At 73.6% G+C, this 18840-nt stretch carries 11 protein-coding genes and 1 pseudogene; 10 read left to right on the forward strand and 2 right to left on the reverse strand.

Annotated features, from left to right (window positions below; genetic code table 11):
• The first annotated feature begins 18 nt into the window (after nt 1–18).
• Together WMF42_RS21595 and WMF42_RS21600 are read left to right on the forward strand one after the other, a co-directional pair.
• The gene (locus WMF42_RS21595) at nt 19–1761 is read left to right on the forward strand and encodes a nitroreductase (protein WP_437693975.1); all 1743 of its coding nucleotides are present in this window, start codon (nt 19–21) and stop codon (nt 1759–1761) included.
• Between the two features lie 435 nt (nt 1762–2196).
• Nucleotides 2197–4890 (forward strand): protein kinase domain-containing protein, encoded by a 2694-nt coding sequence (locus WMF42_RS21600; RefSeq protein WP_437693977.1) that lies wholly within the window; start codon nt 2197–2199, stop codon nt 4888–4890.
• A 6-nt stretch (nt 4891–4896) separates the two neighbouring features.
• Here the strand turns inward: WMF42_RS21600 and WMF42_RS21605 are convergent, their stop codons facing one another.
• A complete protein-coding gene (locus WMF42_RS21605) occupies nt 4897–6843 on the reverse strand; it encodes a DUF6345 domain-containing protein (RefSeq protein WP_437693979.1) in 1947 nt (648 codons plus the stop codon).
• 533 nt (nt 6844–7376) lie between these two features.
• Between WMF42_RS21605 and WMF42_RS21610 the strand changes: the two genes are divergently transcribed.
• From WMF42_RS21610 to WMF42_RS21630, 5 genes are all read left to right on the forward strand, one after another.
• Complete coding sequence (locus WMF42_RS21610; RefSeq protein WP_434048618.1) at nt 7377–8489, forward strand: polyprenyl synthetase family protein; 1113 nt, start codon at nt 7377–7379, stop codon at nt 8487–8489.
• Nucleotides 8486–9547 (forward strand): mevalonate kinase, encoded by a 1062-nt coding sequence (gene mvk, locus WMF42_RS21615; protein ID WP_437693981.1) that lies wholly within the window; start codon nt 8486–8488, stop codon nt 9545–9547. Before WMF42_RS21610 ends, mvk begins: the two co-directional genes overlap by 4 nt.
• On the forward strand, nt 9544–10557 hold the full coding sequence (gene mvaD / locus WMF42_RS21620; protein ID WP_437693983.1) for a diphosphomevalonate decarboxylase: 1014 nt from the start codon (nt 9544–9546) through the stop codon (nt 10555–10557). Before mvk ends, mvaD begins: the two co-directional genes overlap by 4 nt.
• Nucleotides 10554–11570 (forward strand): hypothetical protein, encoded by a 1017-nt coding sequence (locus WMF42_RS21625; protein ID WP_437693985.1) that lies wholly within the window; start codon nt 10554–10556, stop codon nt 11568–11570. Before mvaD ends, WMF42_RS21625 begins: the two co-directional genes overlap by 4 nt.
• A 493-nt stretch (nt 11571–12063) precedes the next feature.
• Entirely contained in the window at nt 12064–12984 is a 921-nt protein-coding gene (locus WMF42_RS21630) for a hypothetical protein (RefSeq protein WP_437694322.1), read from the forward strand.
• Nucleotides 12985–13132: 148 nt separating this feature from the next.
• Here WMF42_RS21630 and WMF42_RS21635 read toward each other — a convergent pair.
• Nucleotides 13133–13294: pseudogene (locus tag WMF42_RS21635) on the reverse strand (four helix bundle protein); the annotation flags it as partial.
• On the opposite strand from WMF42_RS21635, the gene WMF42_RS21640 reads away from it, so the two are divergent.
• The 3 genes from WMF42_RS21640 (at nt 13223) to WMF42_RS21650 (ending at nt 18827) form a co-directional block, all read left to right on the forward strand.
• The gene (locus WMF42_RS21640) at nt 13223–13492 is read left to right on the forward strand and encodes a hypothetical protein (protein WP_437694486.1); all 270 of its coding nucleotides are present in this window, start codon (nt 13223–13225) and stop codon (nt 13490–13492) included. The pseudogene WMF42_RS21635 and the gene WMF42_RS21640 overlap by 72 nt on opposite strands.
• Before the next feature lie 293 nt (nt 13493–13785).
• Complete coding sequence (locus WMF42_RS21645; RefSeq protein WP_437693987.1) at nt 13786–14550, forward strand: phosphoenolpyruvate--protein phosphotransferase; 765 nt, start codon at nt 13786–13788, stop codon at nt 14548–14550.
• 182 nt (nt 14551–14732) lie between these two features.
• Complete coding sequence (locus WMF42_RS21650) at nt 14733–18827, forward strand: PAAR-like domain-containing protein (protein WP_437693989.1); 4095 nt, start codon at nt 14733–14735, stop codon at nt 18825–18827.
• Nucleotides 18828–18840: the final 13 nt, after the last annotated feature.

Below are 18840 nucleotides of genomic sequence, written 5' to 3' on the forward strand. Positions count from 1 at the left end.
GCGCGCCCCGACCCGCCCATGTCGACAACCCCCGTTGAACGCGCGCTCTCGTATCACACGCGCACGAAGCACCGCCTCGATCGGTATGCCCGCGCGCTGGGGTACCTCGACTGGAGCACGCAGCCCGATCCCTTCCGCACCTTCGAGGGCGCCCCGCGGCTCCTCCTGCCGCTCCGCGCCGGCGGGCTCACCGCCGCGTACCGGGACCTCTACCGCCCTGGCGCCGTGCCGACCGCCGCGGTCGATCTCGAGTCGATCGCGGCCCTCGTCGAGCTCTCGCTGGGCCTCTCCGCCTGGAAGGAGACCCGGGGCTCGCGCTGGGCGCTCCGGTGCAACCCCTCGAGCGGGAATCTCCACCCGACCGAGGGATACCTCCTCCTGGCCGGCGCGCCCGGCGTGCCCGCCGGTCTCTATCACTACGTGAGCCGCGACCACGCGCTCGAGCGCCGCGCCACGCTCGACCCTGCCGCCGCCCGCGCCCTCGCGGGCCTCTTCCCCGAGGGGAGCTTCGTCGTGGGGCTGAGCTCCGTCCACTGGCGCGAGGCGTGGAAGTACGGCGAGCGTGCGTTCCGCTATTGCCAGCACGACGCCGGGCACGCCCTCGCCGCGATCCGCTACGCCGCGGCGGCGCTCGGCTGGTCCGCCGTGCTGCTCGACGACCTCGGCGACGCCGAGCTGTCCGCGCTGCTCGGCCTCGATCGCGACGCGGACTTCGCCGGGATCGCGGCCGCCGATCGCGAGCACCCCGACGCCGCGCTGCTCCTCGTGCCGGCGGCGCCGCTCGCGCCGACAGCGCTCGCCGCCGCGCGCGCTGTCGGCGCGAGCGCGGCCGAGGTGATCCGCGTCGTCGCCGGCGGCGCGTGGGCCGGCCGCGCGAACGCGCTGAGCCCGAGCCACGTCGACTGGGACGTCATCGAGGACGCCGCCCTGGCCACGTGGAAGCCTCACACCGAGGAGCCCGCGGCCGCCCCCGAGGCCGCGCTGCCGCCGCTTGCGGGCGGCGTGGACGACGCGGACGGCGCGGACGGCACGCCAGGCGCGGGCGCCCTCGCGTCGGAGGTCATCCGCACGCGGCGGAGCGCCACCGCGTTCGACGGCCACACCTCGATCGGCGCGGAGACGTTCTACGCCATGCTCGACCGCCTCCTCCCCCGCCCCGGCGTGCCCCCGTGGGACGCGCTCCCGTGGGCGCCGCTTGTGCATGCTGTCGTCTTCGTGCACCGCGTCCGCGGCCTCGCGCAGGGCCTCTATGTGCTCGAGCGGTCGGAGGCCGCGCACGAGCGGCTACGCGCCGCGCTCGCGCACCCCTTCGACTGGGAGAGGCCCGAGGGGTGTCCGGACCACCTGCGCCTCTATCGCCTCTCCGAGGCTGATCTCCGCGGCCCAGCGCAGATCGTGAGCTGCCACCAGGAGATCGCCGCCGACGGCGCGTTCAGCCTCGGGATGGTCGCCGACTTCGGCGCCACGCTCCGGGAGCGCGGCGCCCCCTGGTATCGCCGGCTCTTCTGGGAGGCCGGCGTCCTCGGCCACGCGCTGTACCTCGAGGCCGAGGCCGCGCGGGACAGCGGCGGCCGCGTCCGCGCGACAGGCATCGGCTGTTACTTCGACGACGTGTTTCACGAGCTGTGCGGCATCACCGGCGATGCCTTCCAGAGCCTCTATCACTTCACCGTCGGCGGCCCCGTCGAGGATGTACGCCTGATGACGCGCGCGCCCTACGAGCACCTCGAGGGGGAACGGCGCGAACCCGACCCCCGGTAGCGCGGCCGCCCCGGCACCCCAGCGCTGGAGCCGATCCAGGGGGGAGAACCAATTCCGTCCAACCAGCTCACCGCGCGCGCCTTCGTGCTCGCAGCGAGGCACGAAGAGCGACGTCGTGGTGCCCCACCTCACCGGCCCACCGCGGCGCCGACGCGGACCGTGCCGCTGCAAACATGACGGTGCTGTGACGGTCACGCGAAACGCCTCCGAATCGATGATCTCGACTCGGTGGTATCACCACATGAACGCATTCATGCCGCGACCTCACCCACCCGAGCGCGAGGCACGTGCGTCAGAAGCAACCGAGAGCGACCGAGAGCGACCGAGAGCGACCGAGCCCGCGCCGGGGGTCGCGGGCGTTGACAACGATAAGCGCCTTTGTTCCTATAGCCAATCCAATCGGAGCGACGCGCGCCCCTGAGGACAGCCGGGAACATGGTGGGCACGGGTCAAGACACCTCGGACGCGGAGCCTACCCAGACGGCGATCATGGGCAAATACCGCCTGATCGCGAAGCTCGGCCGGGGCGGCATGGGGGACGTGTTCCTGGCGATCGCGCGGGGCCCCGGCGCCTTCAACAAGCTCGTCGTTGTCAAGCGCCACCGCGACATGGCCGCGGACGGCGAGCGGGTCGTCACCATGTTCCTCGACGAGGCGAAGCTGTCCGCGCGCCTCAACCACCCCAACATCGTCCAGACCTACGAGGTCGGCGAGGACGACGCCGGCTACTTCACCGTGATGGAGTATCTCGAGGGTCAGCCGCTCAACGCGATCATGCGGGCGGTGGCCCAGGGAGCGGCGGGCACGGAGGCCTTCACGCGCGGCGTCTGGATCAGGATCGTGGCCGACATGCTCTCGGGCCTCCACTACGCCCATGAGCTGTGCGATTACGACGGCACGCCGCTCGGCATCGTCCACCGCGACGTCTCGCCGCACAACATCTTCGTCACCTACGACGGCGCGGTGAAGCTGCTCGACTTCGGCATCGCCAAGGCGTCGATCAACGCGAACCTCACCGAGACCGGGAAGCTGAAGGGCAAGACGTCCTACATGGCGCCCGAGCAGGCGGCCGACAGCGCGTCGATCGACAGGCGCGCCGACATCTTCGTGGCCGGCATCGTGCTCTGGGAGCTCCTCACGCGCGAGCGGCTGTTCGGGGGCGACGCCGTGAGCGCGCTCTGGAAGCTCGCGGCCCTGGACGAGATCCGGCGGCCCTCGCTCGTCCACCCGGACATCCCGCCGGCCCTCGACGCCATCGTGGCGAGGGCGCTCGATCGCGACCCGTCGAGGCGGTTCGCGACCGCCCAGGAGATGCGCGGGGCGCTCGAGGACTACCTGCGCGGGGCGGACGAGGACGTCCGCGCCGACGAGGTCGGCGCCAGGATGCGGGGCCTGTTCGCAGAGCGCCGCGCCAGCATGCAGCGGCAGGTCAAGGCGCACCTCGACCGGAGCGCGAGCCCGGCGGACGCGCACCAGGAGCGCCACTCCCGGCTGAGCCAGATCGAGGGCCCGGACGGGCGGCGCCTCCAGACCCTGAGCACCGATGGGGAGATCGGGAACTCGACGCCGCGCACCGCGTCCGACTCGATCGACCGGAGGTCGACGCTCCGCACGGCCGTCACGCCTCAACACCGCAGCTACCTGATCGGCGGGCTCGGCGTGGCCGCGCTGATCGCGGCGGTGGTGATCTCGGTGCGCCGGCCGGACGGGCAGGCGCCCGCGGCCGGCGCCGCGGCGGCCTCCCTCGCCGGGTCTGCCGCGGCCGTGGGCGCTCGCTGCACAGGGGTGCTCCGCGTCCGGATCACGACCGACGACACGGGGACTGCCACCGACATCGCGCCGCCCTACAGCCACGGAGTCTACGACTACCTGCGTCACCTCAACGACAGCGAGGGGGGCCTCCGTGGCTGTTCCATCGACGTCGACATGCGCGATGCGCAGTATGACCCGGCCATCACGGAGGAGATCATCGCGGCGTGGCGGCGCGAGCCCGCGTGGGGCGAGGTCTCCACGCTGTTCGTCTTCGGCACCGGGCCGACAACCCGCGTGGCGCCGAAGCTCACGCAAGAGAAGAAGCTCATCATCCCCGGCTCGTACGCCGGCTCGCTCGCCACGCCGGTGCCGATCTCGGCGGACGTTCAGTACGACGAGTTCAACGCGCTCGGCCAGAGCGTCGTCGCGACCGAGCACAAGACGAGCCCGGGCTACCCGTACATCTTCTTCCCGGCCACGGACTACTCGACAGCGATCCGCATCGGGATCAAGGCGGCCTGGAAGATCGCGCCCGGGCGCATCGCGATGGTGCACGAGACAATCGACAGGTGTCTCTACTGCGTCGATCCGCTGGCGGCGGGCAAATCGTACGTCGAGCAGCTCCCTGGCATGCTGCTCGGCGAGGACCTGATCGTCCCGCAGACGTCGTCCCTCGAGGACGAGGGGCTCATCGTCGACGCGGTGACTCGCTACGTGGAGCGGGAGATCGACAAGAAGCGGGCGAACCCGTCCTACGTCCCCACGAGCTGGTTCTGGGCCGGCAACAGCGTCGTCTCCTCGTCGTTCGTCGGCAAGGGCGCCGCCGCCGCGCAGCGGCTCGTCGATCGCGCCTTCCCGGAGAAGGACCGCTGGCGGCTCCGCGTGATCGCGAACAACTGGGGGATCGGCGAGAGGACCCTGGAGATCTGCGGGGACGCGTGCGCCGGCATCTTCTACGGCCTGTTCCCCGTGCCCGTCTTCGGTGACACGCAGCAGTCGAGCGGCATGGCGGAGATGCTGCGCATCCACCGGGTGTACCGGGAGAAGGACGGCCGCCCGCTCGACAGGTACAAGGACCAGTTCTACGTCCAGGGCCACGCGGCGGCGCTCATGTGGCGCAAGGCCGTCGAGAGGGCCATCGAGGCCGGCCACGAGAGCCCGACGGGCGAGGACCTGAAGGCCGCGCTCGAGAGTTTCCAGAACGTGGTGCTCGACGGGATGACGGCCGGGCCCATCTCGTTCAGCCCGACCGACCACCGACCTCAGGCGAACGAGTCCGTGTACGCCGTCAGCGCGAGGACGGACGCGGGAGGGGTCGTGTTCAGGTTCGTGGATCAGTACTCGATCGAGCTCGATCCGAAGTGGCTCGGTTACTGAGCTGGGCTACGTAGGCCCGGCGAGCCGCCAGAACCCGATCCGCTCGGCGCCCCGGAGGTCCGGGCCGACCGGGCCCTTGCCCCAGAAGTGATCGTCGTAGTTGGGGAGCGTCCATCCCTGGCCGTAGGCGCCCATCACGGCGTAGATCACGTCGTCGTCCGGCTGGACCTCTATCGCGGTCGTCACCCACGCCTGGCGCAGCGGCGTCGGGCTCGCGTCGTCGAGCAGGTAGTCCGCGAACATGGCTCCTTCGGCGGTGTCGTCGAACGACTCGGTCGCATAGCCGAGCAGGAGGTGCAGGCCGTCGAACGCGCCCGACCACCGGAAGCGCCACGCGCCCGCGTCGTCCTGGAGCGGGCCGCAGGCGGCGACCACCATCCACTCGAGGTTCGAGTTGCCCCAGTGCGCCTCGCTGAAGTGGAGGAATCGATCGCTCATGGAGCTGCAGAACATGAGCCCGACGCCGTTCGCGTGCCCGGTATAGAACGTGAGATCGACCGAGTCCGCGAACGACGCGTCCTGGCCGCCCAGCGCCGGATCCTTGAAATCGATCTCCCACGCGCGCTGGTCACCCCAGTTGAAACGCTCCTCGACGCCGCCCGCCTGGAAGCTCTTCAGCAGCCCGTCGACGTTCGCCGCCGAGTGATCGAGGCCCCCGCAGAGCCCGACCCACTCCGCGCCGACAGCGGCGCGGCCCTCGTTCCCCGGCGACACGCCGGGCGGCGCGGGCGACACGGGGGACACGGGCGGCGCCCCGGACCACGGCGCCGCGCGGGCGAACGAGACCTGCCGCGCCGCTGTCGCGACAAGGCCGTCGGCGTCCGTGACATAGAGAGAGAGCGTCTCCGTCTGCCCTCGAACGCCGGCGTCGCCCGGCGCGATCCGTACCTTCGTGTCGCCAGGGCCCGCGGCGTCCACGAAGCGCGCCGAGGATACCCACCTGTACGTGTAGGGAGCAGTACCCCCGGTGACAGTCGCCTCTGCGGCGCCGATCGTGCCGTCCACGCGCGCCGAGATCGCGGCCCTCGGAGCGTTCATGACGGCCGGCACGATCACCTTGCGGACGTCCACCGCCTGATCGCCGATGCCGCGCCGCGCGCTGCACACGTAATGGGGCAGGATCCGCTGCACCTCGCGGGAGAGCGGCGGCGCGTAATAGACGAGCTCCGGCTCGGCCGTGAGCGTCGCGCGGCCGCCCAGCGCGCCGGCGCAGAGCGCGGGCGCCTCGGAGGGCGGGACGATCGCGACGTCCTCGCCGCGCTCGAGCTCGCGCCGCGCGTAGATCAGGTGGGTCACGGCGCCCTCGGCGTCGAACGTCACCCGGACCTTGGCCCCGGGGCCGATCAGCCGGAGCCCCTCGAGCGCGTCGCGGAAGCTCACCTGCGTGTCGAGCTCGGCCCGCGCCACGCGGCGCCCCGCCGCGTCGACCGCCTCGAAGAGCGAGTGCCCCACGGCGACGTCGTTCCCGATCGGCAGGCGCGCGAGATCCAGCGCGGCCCACGCCCGCGCCGCCGCGTCGGGCTCGGGGAGGACGCGGATCGCCGCGAGCGCCTCGAAGTCCATGGCGTCGTCGCCCCGCGAGGTGGCGAAGCCGCGCTCGTCGCGGAACCATGGCACCGGCGCGGCGCCCTTCCTCGTCGGCAAGCGCTGGAATCGCGCGCGGTCCAGGTAGCGAATCGCGCCGTCGGCCGCGAGGGAGGCGCCGCCGCGGAAGCCCTCCTCCGCGAGCCCGAGCGCGCCGGCCAGCGCGGCCGCCCGCTCCACGTCGGCGCCGGGGCCGATCACGCGGTAAGCGGGAAGGAACGTCGCCCTCCTCGCGAAGGGCGCCGTGCCGGACGCACCGTCGCCGGCGCTCTCCGGCTGATCCTCGCGGGCGTCGTGTCCGCTGCACGCGGCGACGCCGACGATCATGAGGAGAAAGATGCTCGACATCCCATCCGGCGGTCTCTTCATGAAAGTCCCCTCTTTCCTCCGGTTGCGCGTGGCGCCGCGCGCGACTCCGGAGGAGCGATCTCGCAGGAAGCCTGCGCGCGGCGCGCGCCCACGCATTGCAGATCCCAAGCCACCTCGGCCCGCGCCGGGCGCGGATCAGGATGAAACCGCGCGAACAGCGGAATTTGTCAGCGAAGCGGAGAGGCGGGGAGATCGCTCGTCTCGCTGTCTCCCTCCCGGACCGTCGTCTCGCCGACTCGACAGCTCGGCGTCTCCACGCCGCGTCGACTCCGCGCCTCGCCGCGGACTCCCTCCCTCGCGCTCATGCGCCTTCACAGGAGAGCGATCCTCCGCGCGCGGCCCGCGCCGCGGGCGGCCCGGTCCCGATATCGAGCCCTGGTGAACGGCGCGCCGCCCTCACCCCGCGCGGCGCAGCGCCGCCCCGCCGGCCTCCGGGCGGCGCTCCCGGGCCGGGCGCCGGGGAGCGCGCGCCGCGCGCGCTGGCGGCGCAGATTGACCGGCTCGCGTCCGGCTCCTAGGCTGCCGCGCATTCCATGACAGCGCACACGAAGGATGGAGAGGGCGCACCCCGGGCCGGCGATCGGACGCTCGAGGGGACGGCGGACCCCGGCGCGCGGCTGTTCCTCGACTTCCTCGCCTCGATCCGCCCCCGCGTCGAGGAGGCGCTCGAGCGGCGCTGGCGCGACAAGGTGAGCGACGTGGAGCGCTACGGCCGCGAGGTGGCGGCCATGGCCCTGGAGGCGAAGAGCCTGACCCTGCGCGGCGGCAAGCGGTTCCGCGCGGGGCTGCTCGTCGCCGCCTACCAGGGCGTCGCGCCGGACGCGCCGCTCGGGCCCGCCATCGACGCCGGCGTCGCGCTCGAGCTGCTCCAGACCTACCTGCTCATCCAGGACGACTGGATCGACGGCGACACGGTCCGGCGGGGCGACCGCACCGCGCACGTCGCGCTGACCGACGTGCTCGGCGACCCGCACCTCGGCGCGTCGTCGGCGATCCTCGCCGGCGATCTCACCTGGAGCTTCGCGCTGAGCGCGCTCGCTGGCGCCGAGGCGCCCCCGGCGACGACCCTCGCGGCCGTGCGGCTGTTCTGCAAGATGCACGAGGACGTCGTGATCGGGCAGCACCTCGACGTGGTCGGGCGGGCCGAGGACGTCGAGCAGATGCACGCGCTCAAGACCGGCAGCTACACGGTGCGCGGCCCGCTCGCGCTCGGCGCCACGCTGGCCGGCGCGCCGGCCGAGACAGTCGCGGCGCTCGAGCGGTTCGCGGCGCCGGTGGGCGTCGCCTTCCAGCTCCGCGACGACCTGCTCGGCACCTTCGGCAGCGCCGCCGCGACAGGCAAGCCGGTCGGCAACGACCTGCGCGCCGGCAAGCGCACCGCCGTGCTCGCGGCGGCCGAGGGGCGCCTCGACGCCGCGGGGCGGCGCGCCGTCGAGGGCGCGCTCGGCCGCAAGGAAGCGAGCGACGAGGCGGTCGCGGCCGCGAGCCTGGCGCTCGAGGCGTGCGGCGCGCGGCGCGCCGTCGAGGAGCGGCTCTCGGCCCTGTGCGGCGAGGCCGAGGTCCTCGGGCGCTCGCTGCCGGTGAGCGCGTCCGCCCGGCAGATCCTGTGCGGCGCGGCGAGCGCGCTCCGGTGGACGGGCGCATGACCGAGGCGCTCGGCCACGCCTCCGGCAAGGTCATCCTGCTCGGCGAGCACGCCGTCGTGTACGGCGCCCCGGCGCTCGCCGCCGGCATCGAGCGCGGCGCCCGGGCGCGGGCGACGCTGTCGTCCGGCGCGAGCGAGCTCTGGCTGGGCGGGGGCGAGCGCGGCGCGGCGCCGGCCAAGGGCGAGGTAGCGCAGGCGTTCGCGGCGCTCCTCGAGGCGCTCCCCGGCGCCGGCCCTGTGCGCGTGGCCGCCGAGAGCGAGCTGCCGCCCGGCGGAGGCCTGGGCAGCTCGGCGGCGCTCGGGGTCGCGATCGCCCGGGCTGTCGACGCGCTCGCGCGCGAGACCTCCGTGGCGACCGTGGTTGCGGGAGCGGCCGCCTCGCCCGCGGCGGCCGGGCCGCCCGCGGAGACCGCGCTCGATCCAGCGTCCCCCGTGCTGGCCGCCGCGACCGCCTGGGAGCGGGTGTTCCACGGCAACCCGTCGGGCGTCGACACGACGGCGGCGGCCCGCGGCGGGTGCTTCCGCTTCACCCGGGCGCACGGCGCGACCCCGATCGTCCCGCGCGACGACCTCTGGCTCTGCGTGGGCGCGACGGGCGCGCCGTCGTCCACGCGCAGCATGGTCGACCTCGTGGCGAAGCTCTTCGAGCGCAAGCCCGCGCTGGCCGAGGGCTCGATCGCCGGCATCGCCGCGCTCGTCGAGAACGCGGCCCTCGCCATCGAGGCCGGCGACGCGATCGGGCTCGGCCGGCTGATGGACCTCAACCAGATGCTGCTCGCCGGGATGTTCGTCTCGACCGAGGCGATCGAGGCCCTGTGCGAGCTCGCGCGCGAGGCCGGCGCGCTCGGCGCCAAGCTCACCGGCGCCGGCGGCGGCGGCTCGGTCATCGCGCTGCTGCCGCCCCCTCCGCCCGGCGGGGGCGGCGCCGCGCCCGAGGCCGCCGACCGCGTGCTCGCCGCCTGGCGCGACGCGGGGTACAGCGGCTTCGTGACCCGGGTGAAGGCGGGCGTGACGAGCGTGACGAGCGTGACGACGAGGATGGCCGAGGAGCAACCATGAGCGCCGTGAGCCGGGCGACAGCGATCGCCCATCCGAACATCGCCCTCGCGAAGTACTGGGGCAAGCGCCTCGACGGGCACAACCTGCCCGCCGTCCCGAGCCTCTCGGTGACGCTCGCCGGCATGGCCACGACGACGGAGGTCGCCTTCGACCCCTCGCTCGATCGCGACGAGCTCCACCTCGGCGGCGCGGCGCTGCCGCCCGACGCGGAGGCGACGCGCCGGGTCGCCGGGCTCCTCGACAGGGTCCGCGCCGCCTCGGGCCGGCGCGAGCGCGCCCGCGTGGTCAGCCGGAATGACTTCCCCACCGCCGCGGGCCTCGCCTCGAGCGCGTCCGCTTTCGCCGCGCTCGCGCTCGCCGCGAGCGCCGCCGCGGGCCTGCCCACCGCGCCCGTCCTGGTGAGCGACCTCGCGCGGAAGACCTCGGTCTCGGCCGCGCGCTCCGCCTTCGGCGGCTTCGTCGAGCTCCGCGCCGGGCGCCCCGGCGACGCGTCGCTCGCGGCCACGCCGCTCGCGCCGGAGGGCCACTGGCCGCTCGCTGTCGTGATCGCGGTGACGCGCGAGGGGCCGAAGGACGTCGGCTCCAGCGACGGCATGCGGCACACAGCGATGACGAGCCCGTACTTCCCCGCCTGGGTCGACGCCGCGCCGTCGCTCTTCGAGGCGGTCCGCGCGGCCGTCCTCGCCCGCGACCTCGCGGCGCTCGGCGCCGCGGCCGAGGCGAGCGCCCTGTGCATGCACGCCTCGAGCATCGCCGCCTCGCCGGGCCTGCTCTACTGGACCGGCGCCACCGTCGAGGTGATCGCCGCTGTGCGGCGGCTCCGCGGCGAGGGCATGCCGGCGTTCTTCACCATCGACGCCGGCCCGCACGTGAAGGTCTTCACGACCCCCGACGCGCGGGGCGCCGTGGAGCAGGCGCTGCTCGCCGTCCCCGGCGTCCTCCGCACCATCTCGGCCGCCCCCGGCGGCGGCGCTCACCTCGTGTCCTCGGACGGGAGCGTGAGCCCTTGATCGTCAGGGCGCCTGGCAAGCTGGTGCTCTCGGGCGCGTACGCCGTGCTCGAGGGCGCGCCCGCGCTCGTGGCCGCTGTCGATCGGTACGTCCTCGCCGACCCGGCGCGCCCGGCCGACCTCGTCACGGACGAGGTCCAGGCCGCCATCGACGCGGGCGCGCTCGACCGGGCCGTGTGGTTCGACGCCTCCGCGCTTCGATCGGCCGCGTCGTCGGCGGCGGCGGACGCGCCGATCGCCGCGAGCCGCAAGCTCGGCCTCGGCTCGAGCGCGGCCATCCTCGTCGCGACCCTCGCGGCGCGCGCGGCGGCGGCCGCGACAACGATGGCGACCGCCGCGGCCGCCGCGGCCGAGGTGGGCCAGCCGATGCCCGCCTGGGACGCCCGCGCGCTCTTCCTCGACGCGCTCGCGGCGCACCGGCGGGCTCAGGGCGGCGGCAGCGGCGTCGACGTCGCGGCGAGCGTCCACGGCGGCGTCCTCTGCTGCCGGCTCGGGCCGGGCGGCGAGCTCGCGGTCGCGCCGCACGCGCTGCCGGGCCGGCTCGCGATCGAGGTCTTCGCCAGCGACGCCGCGGCGCGCACGAGCGACATGCTCGAGCGCGTGCGCGCGCTCGCCGCCCGCGATCCCGCGGCGCACCGCGCGCTGCTCGGCGCGGCCGCCGAGGGGGCGGCGGCCGCCGCCTTGGCCGAGGACGCCGGCGCGTTCGTTGCCGCGCTCGATCGCCAGGTCGACGCCCTCGGCGAGCTCGGCGACCGGGCCGGCGCGCCCATCGTCACCGCCGCGCTCAGGCGCCTCCGCCCTGCCGCGGCCGCCGAGGGCGCAGCGCTCGCGCCGAGCGGCGCCGGCGGCGGGGACGTCTCGATCTTCGTCGGCGCCGCGCCGCCCTCGGCGGCATTCCTCCAGGCGGCGCGCGCGGCCGGCCTCGATCGCGTGCCGATGTCGCTCGGCGCGCCCGGCGTCCACGTGCTGGACGCAGCCCGTCCGCCCCACGCGCCGCGCGTCTCCCCCATTTAGCCGCGCCCCCTCGCCGGATCGTGCGCCACGCGGTGCCGCGGCGCTTGGCATGGACCCCGCTCTGCTCGCTCCGGGATCCACCGCGGCGCTGCGCCTCGACGGCGCACCGCGGAGCTCCACGGGGCTTTCGAGATGCGAAGAGCGGAAAGAGCATGAACTTCGTGGAGCTGGCGATGCCGCAGCGCTGCCAGAAAAGCTTTGTTTTTCAAGGTGATACCGCCTGGGCGGCCGATGGACGCGGCGGACTCTTGGTCCTCCGGGGCAGGCTCCGCGGGCTGACCGCCGCCGGCGTGAGCCGCGCGAGCGTGACCTGTGTTCACAGCGCGCCGGCGCGCCGGTGCGGGGGCGCGCGCGTCCCCGCGTCGATGGCCCGGTCGGCTGGCTTGGCGGCGGGGGGTGGTCGACGGGGCGAGGTGGCACGAGGACCAGCGGACCAGGTGAGAGGGGGGAGTCCATGACGACGTGCGATCGAGAGCTTTGCCGGTTGGAGGATGTGCTTGGCGCGAGCCTGGCCGAGTCGAGGGCGACGCTGGCCGCGTTCGGCGTCCAGGTCGCACCGCTGCGGAGGCGCACCGCGAGCACGTACCTGGGCCGGGTGCTGGTCCACCCGTACAACCTCCTCGTCGTGGGGAGCGCGCTCCTCCTGAGCTTCATCGGCTGGAGCCCGTTGCTCCTGCTGATCGGGCTCGGGGCGGAGCTCCTCATCCTGTGCCTCGTCCCCTGGCGCGGCTACTTCCGCCGCAGCATCGACGCGCAGCTCGACGAGGCCGATCGGGCGGCGTGGTCGAGGGCGCGCGAGTCGCTGATCCGGCAGATGGACATCCGGCACCAGCAGGAGCTCGCGCGGCTCGACCGGCTGATCGATCGCACCCGCGAGAACATCCGGCGGCGCGGCGGCGCCGTCCCGATGCTGCTCGACGACGGCTTCGGCCTGAGCCGGCTGCTGATGAGCTACATCCGCCTCGCGATCGCGCACAAGGCTGGCCAGGAGTCGCTGGCGATGACGAACCACACCGAGCTGATGGAGACGATCCGGGCGCTGGAGGCGGTCCGGAGCACGTGCGCGGGCCGCACGCGCGGGCTGTCGGAGCGGAGGCTCACGATCGCCTACCGGCGCGCCGAGTGCTGGAGCCAGACGCGCGAGGGGCTCGAGGTCGTCTCGCAGAAGCTCGCCGCCATCCTGGAGCTCATCCAGCTCATGCATGAGCAATCGATGACGCCCGTGGACACGCCGTCGACGTGCGCGGAGATCGATCGGTTCATGCGCGAGCTCGACGATCTGGACAACGGCGAGAGCACCCAGCGCGAGCTCGACGAGCTCGACATGGACATGGATCGGGCGTTCGAGCTCGAGGAGCTCGAGGCGGAGCACGGCCAGCACAGCCGCCCCGCGATGCGCCTTGTCGCGCGCTGAAGGGGGGAGAGCGCGCGAGCTCCGCGCGGCGAGTCGACGGGTCACGGGAGCGGGTCACGTGGCTCGTTGGCTCGGACGACGGTCGGGGGAAGCTCGCCACACGGCAGACGTCCACCAAGGCGCCACACTCCATCGCGGATCCACGATCGATCGCGTAGAAGCGTGCCCGGTCCGAGGCCGCCGGTTTCCCCGAGCCTTCTGCAATGTTGAGTGGTACCGACATGGCCGCGCGTTTGAGTTGAGCACGGAGGTCACGCTCGCCTCGAGGCAGGCGCGCGACGAGGCGAAGCGCGAGCGTCAGGAACTCGATGGATCGGTGATAGACGTCCAGGTTTTCGTGATCGAGGAGAGCCATGATCTGGAGGTCGTCGCGGGAGCGGGCTCAGTTGCGAGGAGGGAGAAGGATGAGTCCGGGCTGAATGGGGGACGAATCGGAGCGAGCACGAGCACGCCAGACGAGGACGGGGATCGGGAGACGGGAGACGGGAGACGGGAGACGGGAGAGTAGGAGGCTGTTGCCGGCTCGGCGGACTGGTTCGCCAGCAGGAGCTCATGCACAAGCCACCTCCTCGTCGCCGACGCGCCCTGGGCCGCCACCTCCTCGTCGCCGACGCGCCCTGGGCCGCCACCTCCTCGTCGCCGACGCGCCCTGGGCCGCCACCTCCTCGTCGCCGACGCGCCCCGTTCCACCACCTCCTCGTCGCCGACGCGTTCCGGTGTCCGCGGTCGCAATGCTGCCGCGCGGGGCTGGAATTCTGCCCTCCTCTTTCACCCCCGCGCGGCCGTGATACCCCCTTCACCATGGGAAAAGCCGCGTTTCTCGCCCGCCGGCTCACGCCGAGCGGGTGCATCGTCGCAGGTACAAGGCTCGCCTCTCACCGGGAGGCGCTGAAATCGAGAAAGATCAAGCTCGCCCCCAAGGTGGACGCCGCAATCCAATCCGTCATCGCGCGCACCGAGGCCGTCGAGGCGCTCGGGAGCGCCGACGCCACCATGATGGAGATCGACCGCGGCGCCGACCGCTGTATCTCCGCCTTCGGCGCCCAGCTCGATGGCATCGAGCGCTCGTTCGACCACGACGACATCCTGCCGCTGCGCGAGGACGAGGCCGCGCGCCGGGCCGACGCCGCGCTGGTGCGCGCCGCGGTGCTCTCGTCGGGCACCGGCTTCGTCAAGCTCGTGTACTCCCAGCAATGGGTGCGCATGAGCGCGATGATCAAGGCGCTCGACGACAAGGAGGCAACGGCGGCGGTGGAGCGCCTCGGGCTCGACGCCGAGGCCGATCGCCTCCGGCGCTGGACCGCGCTCTACGGCCAGAAGCTCGGCGTGACCGAGGCGAAGAGCGCGGATCCAGCGTTCGCGGCAGTGGACGCTTGGCACGAGGCGTACGGCACGCTCATGATCCAGGTCCACGCCGAGTACGACGACGACAAGGACGAGACGCACGCGCTCCTCCGCGCCCGCCTCCTGTCGCCCTACGAGGACGCAGCCGAAGAAGAGCGCCGCGCCGAGCGAGCCCGCGCCGCCAGCGCCAGGAAGAAGAACGACCCCGTCGCTCCCGTCTGATCACACCCCTCCCCCACGCCGGCCACCCCCCTGACCCGCGCTCCGGGCCATGCAGCTTTCCCGGGTCACCGGAGTCGTGCCCGCGGTTGCGGACGTCTCACGGGCCGTGAGAGCATCTTGCCACCATGGGTAAGGTCACCGCTCTCCACCTGGACACCATTACGGAGAAGTCCGGACACCAGATGACCGGAATGGCGGTGAGCGTGTGCCTGACCCCGGCCGCGCCAAGCCCATTGCCCATCCCCTACCCGACCATGGGCACCGTCGCCGAGGGGATCATCGACCCGTGCATGCGCACGAAGATCGAGGGCGCGAAGATCCTCACCGTCGGCGGCTGCATGAAGGCGTGCCACGGCAACGAGCCCGGCACGCTCAAGGAGGTTGTCAGCCTCAACACGGGCGGGCCCTGCTTCCCGTGGCTCGGCGCGCCGAACGTCCTCATCGAGCTCGGCATGGCCGGCATCACCGGCAGCATGGGCCAGATGAACAAGAGCATCACCGTCGGCGCCGGCGCGAGCGCGAGCAACGCGAGCGGCGGCGGCGGCGGCGGCGGCAGCACGGGCGGCGGCGCCGGGGGCCCGGGCGGCGGCGGCCCGCAGGGCGGGAGCAACAGCGGCGGGGGCGGCGGCGGGAGCAGCCAGGGCGCAGGGCCGCCGAGCCCGCCGGCGCCGCCGGGCGCCGAGGGCCAGGCGGCCGCAGGCCACCCGATCGACGTCGTGACAGGGACGCTGTTCACGATCCCGGCCGTGGACTTCACGCTCCCCGGGTTCCTCTGGGTGCAGTGGGTCCGCACCTACAGCACCTCGGCCGTGCGCCACCGCTGCGGCCTCGGCTGGGGCTGGTCGCACAGCCTCGCCTGGCGCGCCGAGCGCAGCGGCGATCGCCTCGTGCTCATCGACGATCAGCAGCGCCGCACCGAGATGCCGCTGCCCGGGGCCGACGAGGCGTTCCTGCTCCCCCACGGCCGCAAGGTGCTCCGCGACGGCGACGCCATCGTCGTCGACCTGGACGACGACCTCGTGCGGGTCCTCCGGCCCGCCGCGGATCCGAGGTCGTACGCGCTCGTCGAGCTGCGCGATCGCTTCGGCAACGCGGCCCTCATCGACTGGGACCAGGACGAGATCGTCGCCATCACCGACTCTGTCGGCCGCCGCGCGGCGCTCTCCCGCGAGGGGAACCTGCGGATCTGGAGCGTCTCCGTCACCGACGCCGACGGCAAGGAGCACCGGCGGCGCCTCGTCACCTACGAGCTCGACGGGCGGGGCGATCTCGTCCGGGTCATCGACGCCGGCGGCGCGGAGACCCGGTTCGGCTACGACGACGAGCACTACCTGCTCTCGGAGACGCGCCCCGACGGCGTCGTCTTCCACTTCGTGCACCAGGACGTGGGCGGCGAGCAGCGCTGCGTCGAGACCTGGGGTGAGCTGCCCGGCGCCGACATCCTCGCCGCGCTCGGCGACCCGGACGCGCACGCGGCCGGCGGCCCCCGCGGCATCTTCCACACGCGCATCGCGTACGGGCCCGGGCCTCACCAGGCCGCCGTCACCGACGCGCTCGGCCACGTCCACCGCTACGAGGGCAACGCGCTGGGCCTCGTCGAGCGCTACGTCGACCCGCGCGGCTACGCGATGCTCTTCCGGTACGACGCTGTCGGGCGGCTCGTCGCGGTCACCGACGGCGCCGGCGTCACGCAGCGGCGCCAGTACGACACCGCCGGTCGGCTGGCGTCCCTGAGCGACAGCAGCGGCACGATCCGGTACCAGATCGACGCGGAGCGACAGGGGGTCACCACCATCGCCCCGAACGGCGCCCGCTCCACCGCGCTGCGCAAGCAGGGGCGGGTCATCGAGCTCCAGGACGCGCGCGGCAAGACGACCGCCGAGTACAACGCGCGCGGCAAGAACACGAAGATCACCTACCCGAGCGGCCTCGCGGACACGCTCGAGTACGACGCGCACGGCAACCTGGTCCGCTACGCCCAGGCAGAGCGCGTGTGGACCTACGTCTACGATCTCCTGGGCATGCCGGTGCGCATCGAGTCGCCCGGCGGCGCGGCGACCACGCTCGAGTACGACTCGTCCGGGAACGTCGTCGGCATCGTCGGCCCGAGCGGGCAGCGCACCGAGCACGCGTTCGACGGGCTCAGGCTGTGCACGGCGACCTCGTACCCCGGCGGCGGTCGCGCGCGTTACCGCCATGTGGCCGGCGCGCTCGTCGAGCAGGTCCTGCCGGACGGGTCGCGCTGGCTCATGGGCTACGACGCGCTCCTCCGGCTGCGCTGGATCCAGAACGCGGCGGGCGAGCGGAGCACGTTCGTCTACGACCCGTCCGGCAACCTCGTCCGCGAGACGACGTTCACCGGGCTCCAGTACCGCTACGAGTACGACGGCGCGGACCGGCTCGCGTCGGTCCTCCGGCCCGACGAGTCGCTCGTGCGGCTCGCGCGCGACGGCGCGGGCAACGTTGTCGCGCGGGAGTACTCCTCCGGCCTCATCGAGCGCTTCGAGTACGACGCCCTCGGGCGCGTCGTGCGCGCGACGAACGGCGCCTGCACGACCGAGCTCGCGTACGACGACCGCGGCGCCATCCTCCGCGACACCCAGACCTGCGGCGGCTTCAAGTTCGTCACGAGCTACGACTACGACGAGGGCGGCAAGCTCGTGGGGCGCAGGTACTCGTCCGGCTGGCGCGTGGCGCTGGAGCACGACGTCCACGGGCGGGTCACGGCGATGGGCGTCGGCCAGCCGGACGCCGCCGAGCGCTTCCTCTTCGAGCGCGACGCGCAGGACGGCGAGCGCGCCCGCCGGCGCGAGGGCGGGATCGGGGCCATCTTGACCCGGCGCAACGCCGAGGGCTTCCCGGTGGAGATCCGGGTCGAGGGCGCGCCGGGCGAGGTCGCCCGGGCGCGCGCCTACCGCTGGCACCCGGTCGGGGCGCTGGCCGCCGTCATCGACAGCGAGCGCGGCGAGCGCCGCTACGAACTCGACGCGCACGGGCGGCCGGTGGAGGCGCGCGGGCTCGGCGTGACCGAGGCGTTCTCCTTCTCGCCGCACGGCACCGCGATGCAGCGCGGCGGGGGCTCGGTCGGCGCCGGCGGGCGGCCGCTCGCCGTGGGCGAGCAGACCCTCTACTGGGACCGCCTCGGCCGGCTGGCGGGCCGGGACGCGCCCGACCCGAAGCGCACATGGCGCTACGCGTTCGACGACAGCGATCGGCTCACCGAGGCCGTGCGCGGCGACGGGCTCAAGGTCCAGTACATCTACGACGCGCTCGGCCGCCGCGTGGCCGAGATCGTCGGCCAGGGGAGCACCTGGTTCGGCTGGGACGGCGACAGCATCGTCGAGGAGCGCACCTCGAGCGGGCAGATCACGCGCCGTGTCTTCGACACGCCGGGTCACATGCCGCTGCTCGAGTCCCAGGGCGGCGCGAGCTTCCGCCTCGTGGCGACGGACGCCGCCGGGACGCCGTGGCTCTACCTCGACGCCGCCGGCCAGGTCAGCGAGCTCGATCTGACCACCTGGGGCGAGGTCGCGCACAGGCGCGGCGAGCCGGGCGCGCTCCGCTTCGCCGGACAGCGCGCCGACGAGCTCACCGGGCTCCACTACAACCGGTTCCGCTACTACGCGCCCGACCTGCGCGTGTTCATCACGCCGGATCCCATCGGCCTGTCAGGCTCGCTGCAGGAGATCGGCTTCGTCCCGAACCCGACGCTCTTCATCGACCCGCTCGGGCTGCTCACGATCATCACGGCCTCGAACGATCCCAACCTCCACAACGCGTACTACTCGCAGTACGCGACGCAGTACCCGGGCGCGACGATCCTCAAGCCGAACCAGGTCGTCCCCGGGAGCCTCGCCGGGGAGACCGACGTCGTCGTCGACACGCACGGCTGGCCTGGCAGCGTCGAGTGGGCGGGGCAGAAGATCTCGGGGGCCCAGCTCGCGGACAAGCTGAACGCCGCCGGCTTCAACGGGAAGACCCCCGGGACGCGCGTCGACATCGTCACGTGCAACGGCGGGACGAAGCCGAGCCTCATGGGCCGGAGCGTCGCCCAGGCGGTGGCCGATCGGACCGGCGCGACGACGTCGGGCGCGACCGCGGTGGGCGTCCCGGGCGTGGCCTCCGCAGCGCAGCTCGCCAACGTGGGCGCCTCGGGTCTGGTCAGCGGGATGCCCACCGGCCTCGGGTCCGGCAGCGCCCCGGGTGGGCTGCACGTCAACGGCGGCGGCCACCTGATCACCGACGTCAAGCCGCGCTGGTACACGTTCGGGCAGTGACGGGCGGCGGTCC

The sequence above is a fragment of the Sorangium sp. So ce176 genome (assembly GCF_051519835.1).
GTDB lineage: Bacteria > Myxococcota_A > Polyangia > Polyangiales > Polyangiaceae > Sorangium > Sorangium cellulosum_G.